This window comes from Clostridium porci (assembly GCF_009696375.1).
Lineage (GTDB): Bacteria > Bacillota > Clostridia > Lachnospirales > Lachnospiraceae > Enterocloster > Enterocloster porci.
This window is the reverse complement of record NZ_VUMD01000042.1, coordinates 1-6,227: the sequence shown is the minus strand read 5'-3', so window position 1 is coordinate 6,227 and position 6,227 is coordinate 1. Positions and strand designations below refer to the sequence as shown.

The following is a 6,227-nucleotide window of genomic DNA, read 5'->3' as shown; positions in this document are numbered from 1 at the left end:
GCTTAAAACAATCCGCGTGATTGCTTTGATAAAATCCACATTTGTTTTGCCGTCATTGGCGACGGCTATTTTGTTATGCACATTTTTCCTGCCACAAAAAAGTGCTTGCATTATTAGCAGGTTTGCTATCTTTCGTTTTTGCCCCTCTGTTCCACGCGGTAGTTCACATACTTGCCGCCGGTATCGGCCAAAAGCACCGTCCCGTCATAGGTCTTGCCGGTTTTCATGGAGCGCAGGCCCTTTACCTTTGCCTTTCCGTCTTTGAGCAGCGCGGCGGCGATTTTCGGGGTGAACGCCTTGCCCCGTTCCTCAAAAAATCGGTCATTCTTCCACATGACAAACTGGCAGCTTCGGTTTCCGCAGTAGTAGTTCTTTTTGCCCTCGTAGACGCTTTCCCCGCAGCGCGGACATTTGCCGATAACCACACGCTCGGTTTGAAACAACTTCTGCGCGTCCTCGCTGATCTGGGAGTAGTTTGCGATCAGGCCCCTTGTCATTTCTGCAATGCCAGCCATGAAGCCCTCCGGGTCGGCCTGCCCCTTGGCAATGGCCGTCAGCTCCGTTTCCCACTGTGCTGTAAGCTGGGGAGAGGTCAGCGCCTCCGGCAGCACGCAGGCAAGGTTGTGGCCGCCCTTGGTGGGAAGTAGCTGTTTGCCTTTGCGCTCTACAAAGCCCATCTGCACCAGCTTTTCTAAGATAGAGGCGCGGGTGGCTGGGGTTCCCAATCCCTGCCTCTCGGCGTCCTCCGGCAGATCGTCCGCACCGGCGCGCTCCATAGCGGAAAGCAGGGTATCTTCCGTGTAGGATTTTGGCGGTGCTGTGAAATGTTCGGTGACGGCGGCAGTTACCTTGTCAAAGGTCTGTCCCTCGGTGATCTCCGGCAGTTCCCGCGCAGGCTCCGGGGCGGTGTCGTCACTGTCTGTTTTGAACGACGCCTTAAAGCGGCGGTCAAGCTCTTTCCAGCCGGGGGTCAGGATGGTCTTTCCCTTGGCGGTAAAGGTGTTCCCGGCACAGGTGAATGTGGCGGTGACAGCTTCGTACACATGGGGCGCGGCCACGGCGCACAGCAGCTTGTAGCACACAAGGGACAGCAGTTTCTTTGCCCCCTCGGCCAGCCCGTCAAAGCCTCTCTGCACAAATTCCATTGTCGGGACAATGGCGTGGTGGTCGCTTACCTTTTTTCTGTTCAGCACCCGGCCAAACTGCGGGGACAGGTCAAGCCCCGCCGCAAAGGGAAGCAGCGGCCACAGGCCGGACACAAGGCTTTCCGCCGTTGGCAGCATATCATCGGTCAAATACTGGCTGTCGGTGCGGGGGTAGGTCAGCAGCTTCTTTTCGTAAAGCTGCTGGGCATAGTCAAGGGTCTGCTTGGCGGTAAATCCAAACAGCCGGTTTGCCTCCCGCTGCAAGGTGGTGAGGTCATAGAGGCGGGGCGGCTGCTCCGTCTTTTTCTCCCGCGTTACCAACACACAAATGGCCTGCGCCGTTTCACAGGCGGCTTTCAGGGCCTTGGCGTCGTCTGCGTTTCCCATGCGTTCACTGGCCGCCTCCATGCCGCCCGCCGCGATCTGGACGATGTGGTATTTCTCTTTCTGAAAGCTGCTGATCTTTGCCTCCCGGTCAACCAGCATTTTGAGGGTCGGCGTCTGGACACGGCCCACGGTCAGGGTCTTGTGGTAGAGGATGGAGAACAGCCGGGTGGCGTTGATCCCCACCAGCCAATCCGCCTGCGCCCGGCAAAGGGCCGACTGATACAGGTTATCGTAATCGGTTCCCAGTTTCAGATGGGCAAAGCCGTCCTTGATGGCCGCGTCCTCCATGCTGGAAATCCAAAGGCGCTGAAACGGTTTCTTGCAGCCCGCCATCTGGTAGACAAAGCGGAAAATCAATTCCCCCTCGCGCCCGGCGTCGGTGGCGCACACAAGGCTGGTGACATCGGGGCGCTCCATCAAAGAACGCAGGGTGTCAAACTGCTTTTTCTTATCGTCGGGAATGATGTACTGCCACTCCTGCGGCAGAATCGGCAGGTCGTCATAGCGCCATTTTTTGAAACGCTCGTCATAAGTCCCGGCGTCAGCAAGGGAAACAAGATGGCCGATACACCAGCTCACCAGATAGCCGTTCCCCTCCATGTAGCCGTCCTGTTTCTTGTCCGCGCCGATCACGCCCGCAATGCTGCGGGCGACGCTTGGTTTTTCTGCAATTACTAACTGATAACTCATTCTTCGTCCTCCTTATTTCCATCTTCACTTGTCATATCCTCGTCCGGCTCCGGGGCTTCGTCCTCGTCGTCCTCGTCCTCTCCAAAGTCATACTCGGTCAGATCGTCATTGCCTGTGGTGTCAGCTTTTTCCTTTTTGAATTTCAGGAAGTAGAGGGTTGCGCCGCCGCCCAGCACCACCACCATAAAGAACACCACAAGGCCGCCCATGTCGCTTGGCTTTTCCTCCTGCGGCTTTTCTTCCTCCGGCTGGGGCTTCGGCTCTGGCCCGTTGCAGGCGGTCAGGTTGTTTTTACAGACCGGGCAGGCCGTATTGACGGCCCCAGCCCCACATTTGGCCGTACAGGTGCAGACCTCCGGCTCTTTTTTCCCATCCTCCAACAAGGCTTGCAGGTCGGCGTCGTCCACTTGGTTGAGGAAATGCACCGCCGTTTCCTTGTCCTCGTTGGCCCGGTCGATCAGGATGTAAAAATAATTCCCGGCCTTGGTGGTGACGGTGATAAGCTGCTTATCACCGAAAAAATCATCCACCAGCGCGGCGTTGCCCTGCGGGGTGACAGGCACGCCCTCCGGCTCCATGCCGCCGGTGGTGGGTTCTTCGGTTTCCTCCGGCACTTCTGCGGGGGCCTCGGTTTCCGGCAGCGGTGCCGGGTCTGGGTCAGCGCCCCCGGCATAGGCGGTAACGGTCATGGTCGCCATGCAAAGCGCAGCGGCCACAGCCAGCGTCAAGGTGCGGAACAGTTTAGATTTCTTCATGGGCGCTGTCCTCCTGTTCAAAGTCCGGGATCGGGGCCGGAGCCGCCTGCAACGCGCCGCCGCGCACAAAGGCGGCGAACTCCTGCGGGGTCATGTTGAGGCCGCGCACAAGCTGGACGATTTGCAAGTTTTCCTGTTCGGTCTTGGCTGCTTCCAGCTCCCGAAGCTGCTTTTGCAGCTCCGCGATCTTGCCTTTGGTTTTCTCAATATCCTTTTCAATGCGCTCCAATTTGTTCATTGCCATAGTCAAAAACTCCTTTCTGGCGTTTAAGGCAAACGCCCGTAACAATAAAAATGCTGTTGCCAATAGCTGGAATTTAAGTTTGCGTAGCCGATGGGGTCGCCGCAGTGCAGCATGACCGAATTTCCCACATACAGCCCCACATGGGACATTCCGGCAGTGTCGTAAGTGCCGACGAAAAATACAAGGTCGCCGGGCTTGGCCTGCTCCGGGGAAACGGGGGTGCAGATGTCATAAAGCCCCTGCGCCGTCTGCCGTCCCACATTCCAGCCGGAATGATTGATGACCCAGCTAATGAAGCCGGAACAATCAAAGCTGGTGCTTGGGGAACTGCCGCCCCATACATAGGGATAGCCCACATACTTTTCCGCCTCCGCGATCATGGCGGCAAAGGCTTCGTCCTTTAGCACCTCCGGGGGGATTTCATAGTAGGTCGGTTCTTTCGGAGTTGAGGCGTGGGGATAGCTGCCGTTTGGAAACAGATCTGGCCGGTTGCCCAAAGTCTGCATATAGGCAGCATAAAAGCCCATCTGTTCCTCGGTGAGAATGTAGATGGGCAGGTGGGATAAATCAAAGTTTTCCAGCTTCACATTGCAGATGTAGTAGGTGTAGGGGACTTCCACGGTGTAGGTGTTTCCCTCGCTGTCCGTCCTCGTTTCGGTGCGGTAGCGGGTTTCCGTTTTGATGGTCTGGGTCAGGATGTACTGCTTTTCAAAGAGCATGGCAAGGTCGCCCTGTACCTGTTCCAAAGTGAACACGCCGTTATGCAGCGCGGAAAGGATGGAGGTCAGCACATAGGGGTCATGCTTGATCTCGTCCAGATCGAAACGGTATTCGTCATAGCCGGGGTGCAGGCTTTCGTAGTTGTCAAGTTCGTGCTGCAATTCTGCTTCCAGCGCGGCATAGGCGGCTTCGGCCCCCAGCATATCGCTGTCCTCGGAAAGATAGGAGGTGGCGGCAAGCCCTGTCCCGGCGCTGCCAAACATGGCGGTGCAGGATTGCAGGCCGCCCATCACCAGCAGAATGAGAAGCCCCACGCCGCCGACGATCAGCGCCCCTTTCCAGTGCCGGGCCACAAAAGACGCGGCCTGTCTGCTTTTCTCTGCGGCTTTTTTGGCTGCGGCAGCCGTGGTCTTGGCGGTGCCTGCGGCCCCCTGTGCGGTCTGGCCCGCCGCCCTTGCTGCCTTGGCGTATTCCCGCTTGATGTGCTGTTTCTGCCAGAAGCGGGAAACGGGGTTCTTTGCCGCCTGCGCCAGCTCCGGGTTGTCCCGCAGGGATTTTTGATACACAAACTCGGCGTTGGCGGCGATGGACTTTCGCTCGGCCTTGGCGGCGGCCCGGTAGGGTTTGAGCTTGTGCCGGTGGACGCCGCTACGGATCATGCGGCCCGCCTGCCGTTCCGCCAGTTCCTCCCCCTTGTGGCCGCCCTCCACGCCCACATTTTCGTGTTCTACCTCATGGATTTTTCCGTGGAGGTAAAGCCCGGCTTCCTGTATAGGGCGGCTGGCCGGGTTTGGTTTGAGCTGGGGAGGGGCTTTCTCCACCTTGTCAAAATACAGCCTGCTTTTGGCCTTGCCCTTGGCTTCGTCATAAATGGTTTCCTTGGTAATGACACGCTTTTTGGGCAGGGCTTCTTTGGCCGCTTCCAGCTTATCCGCCCGTTTTTCTGCCTTTTTAATATACGGGGCCAGCTCCGGGGAGGCCCGTTCTTCGGCGGTAAACTGCAAACGGGAAACGGGGCCGGTGGCCTGCGCCACGGTTTCCCCGGCGTCCTTGGCTGCTTTTTTTGCCTTGTGGCGGTCGTGCAGTTCGTCCGCCCGTTCCAGTATTTTTTCCGCCTTACTTTTGTCCGCTATGCGGACGATTGGCTGGCAGGCGTGTGCGGCACAAAAACGGAATGTGAGGAATTGAAAGCCGAAATCGCTGAATTTCTAAGCACAGAGCTGAAATTAACTTTGAGCGAAGAAAAGACGCTGATAACGCACAGCTCCGAAAAAGTCCGCTTCATCGGCTATGATATTTGCGTCCGCAGAAATCAGGAAGTCAAAGGTCACAGAATGAAAAACGGAACGTGGAGAAAATCCCGTACCCTGCACATGAAAGTTGCCCTGTCTATTCCCCATACGGAAAAGATTGAGAAATTCATGTTTGCGAAGAAAGTCATTCGCCAAAGGGAAAATGGGGAGTTTCAGCCGATACACAGAGCTGGACTTCTCAACCTTGCGGATTATGAGATTGTGGAACAGTACAATGCCGAAGCAAGAGGAATATGCAACTATTACAATCTGGCTTGTGATTATCACACGCTGGACTACTTCTGCTATCTCATGGAGTACAGTTGCTTAAAAACGATTGCTAACAAGCATAAAACTAGTATCCGCAAAATCATTCGTCAGTATAAAGACGGGAAAACATGGTCTGTCCCTTATGAAACCAAAGCAGGGACTAAACGTGTACGCCCCGTTAAAATCGCTGATTGCAAGCGTGGCGAAGCGAGTGACATCATCTATCAGAGAAAGAAATTTAGCTGGAAAACCACAATCAGACAACGGCTCAATGCCAGAGTTTGTGAACTATGTGGGTGTAAAGAAGCCGATTTGTATGAGGTTCACGTTATACGGAACTTAAACGAGTTGGGTAATTCTGATTGGGAAACCGTGATGAAAAAGAAGCGGCGGAAAACGCTTGTTGTTTGCAGCAAGTGCCATGAAAGAATACACAGACACTAATCAATACGTCAATTACTAATGGGGAGCCGGATACTTCGAGAGGGGTAAGTCCGGTTCCGAGGGAGGGTGTAGGAAACCTGCCGCCAACAGCGGCAAGGCGCCTTTACCCTACCCTACGACCTTTTGGCAAGCCGGGAGATTGAGAATATCTTTGGTGCGACACGTTGACGCACAAACATCACGCTATGAGGGTAATACTTCATAGACTTATGGCCATGTGATGCTAAAAGCGTCGGGCTTATCTCGGCAGGGATGAGCAACAACTGATAACCCGATAGGT

General features: G+C 55.5%; 5 protein-coding genes. 1 reads left to right on the top strand and 4 read right to left on the bottom strand.

Features of this window, described 5'->3' with window-relative positions:
* Positions 1 to 125: 125 nt before the first annotated feature.
* From FYJ39_RS20050 to FYJ39_RS20035, 4 genes are read right to left on the bottom strand one after another with little or no spacing between them, the layout of a single operon-like run.
* Entirely contained in the window at positions 126 to 2,222 is a 2,097-nt protein-coding gene (locus tag FYJ39_RS20050; RefSeq protein ID WP_154474076.1) for a DNA topoisomerase 3, read from the bottom strand.
* Entirely contained in the window at positions 2,219 to 2,977 is a 759-nt protein-coding gene (locus FYJ39_RS20045) for a DUF4366 domain-containing protein (protein WP_154474077.1), read from the bottom strand. The genes FYJ39_RS20050 and FYJ39_RS20045 overlap by 4 nt, the downstream gene beginning before the upstream one ends.
* Entirely contained in the window at positions 2,964 to 3,221 is a 258-nt protein-coding gene (locus FYJ39_RS20040) for a DUF4315 family protein (RefSeq protein ID WP_003509287.1), read from the bottom strand. The genes FYJ39_RS20045 and FYJ39_RS20040 overlap by 14 nt, the downstream gene beginning before the upstream one ends.
* 23 nt (positions 3,222 to 3,244) lie before the next feature.
* Entirely contained in the window at positions 3,245 to 5,083 is a 1,839-nt protein-coding gene (locus FYJ39_RS20035; protein WP_328597584.1) for a C40 family peptidase, read from the bottom strand.
* On the opposite strand from FYJ39_RS20035, the gene FYJ39_RS20030 reads away from it, so the two are divergent.
* Positions 5,012 to 5,947 carry a group II intron reverse transcriptase/maturase gene (locus FYJ39_RS20030; RefSeq protein WP_328597583.1) on the top strand — a complete coding sequence of 312 codons (936 nt, stop codon included), beginning with the start codon at positions 5,012 to 5,014 and terminating at the stop codon, positions 5,945 to 5,947. The genes FYJ39_RS20035 and FYJ39_RS20030 overlap by 72 nt on opposite strands.
* The last annotated feature ends 280 nt before the right edge of the window (positions 5,948 to 6,227 follow it).

Excerpts from the sequence above, each read along its gene's own strand:
- FYJ39_RS20050 (WP_154474076.1), bottom strand. The coding sequence starts at position 2,222 with ATGAGTTATCAGTTAGTAATTGCAGAAAAACCAAGCGTCGCCCGCAGC.
- FYJ39_RS20045 (WP_154474077.1), bottom strand. The coding sequence starts at position 2,977 with ATGAAGAAATCTAAACTGTTCCGCACCTTGACGCTGGCTGTGGCCGCT.
- FYJ39_RS20040 (WP_003509287.1), bottom strand. The coding sequence starts at position 3,221 with ATGGCAATGAACAAATTGGAGCGCATTGAAAAGGATATTGAGAAAACC.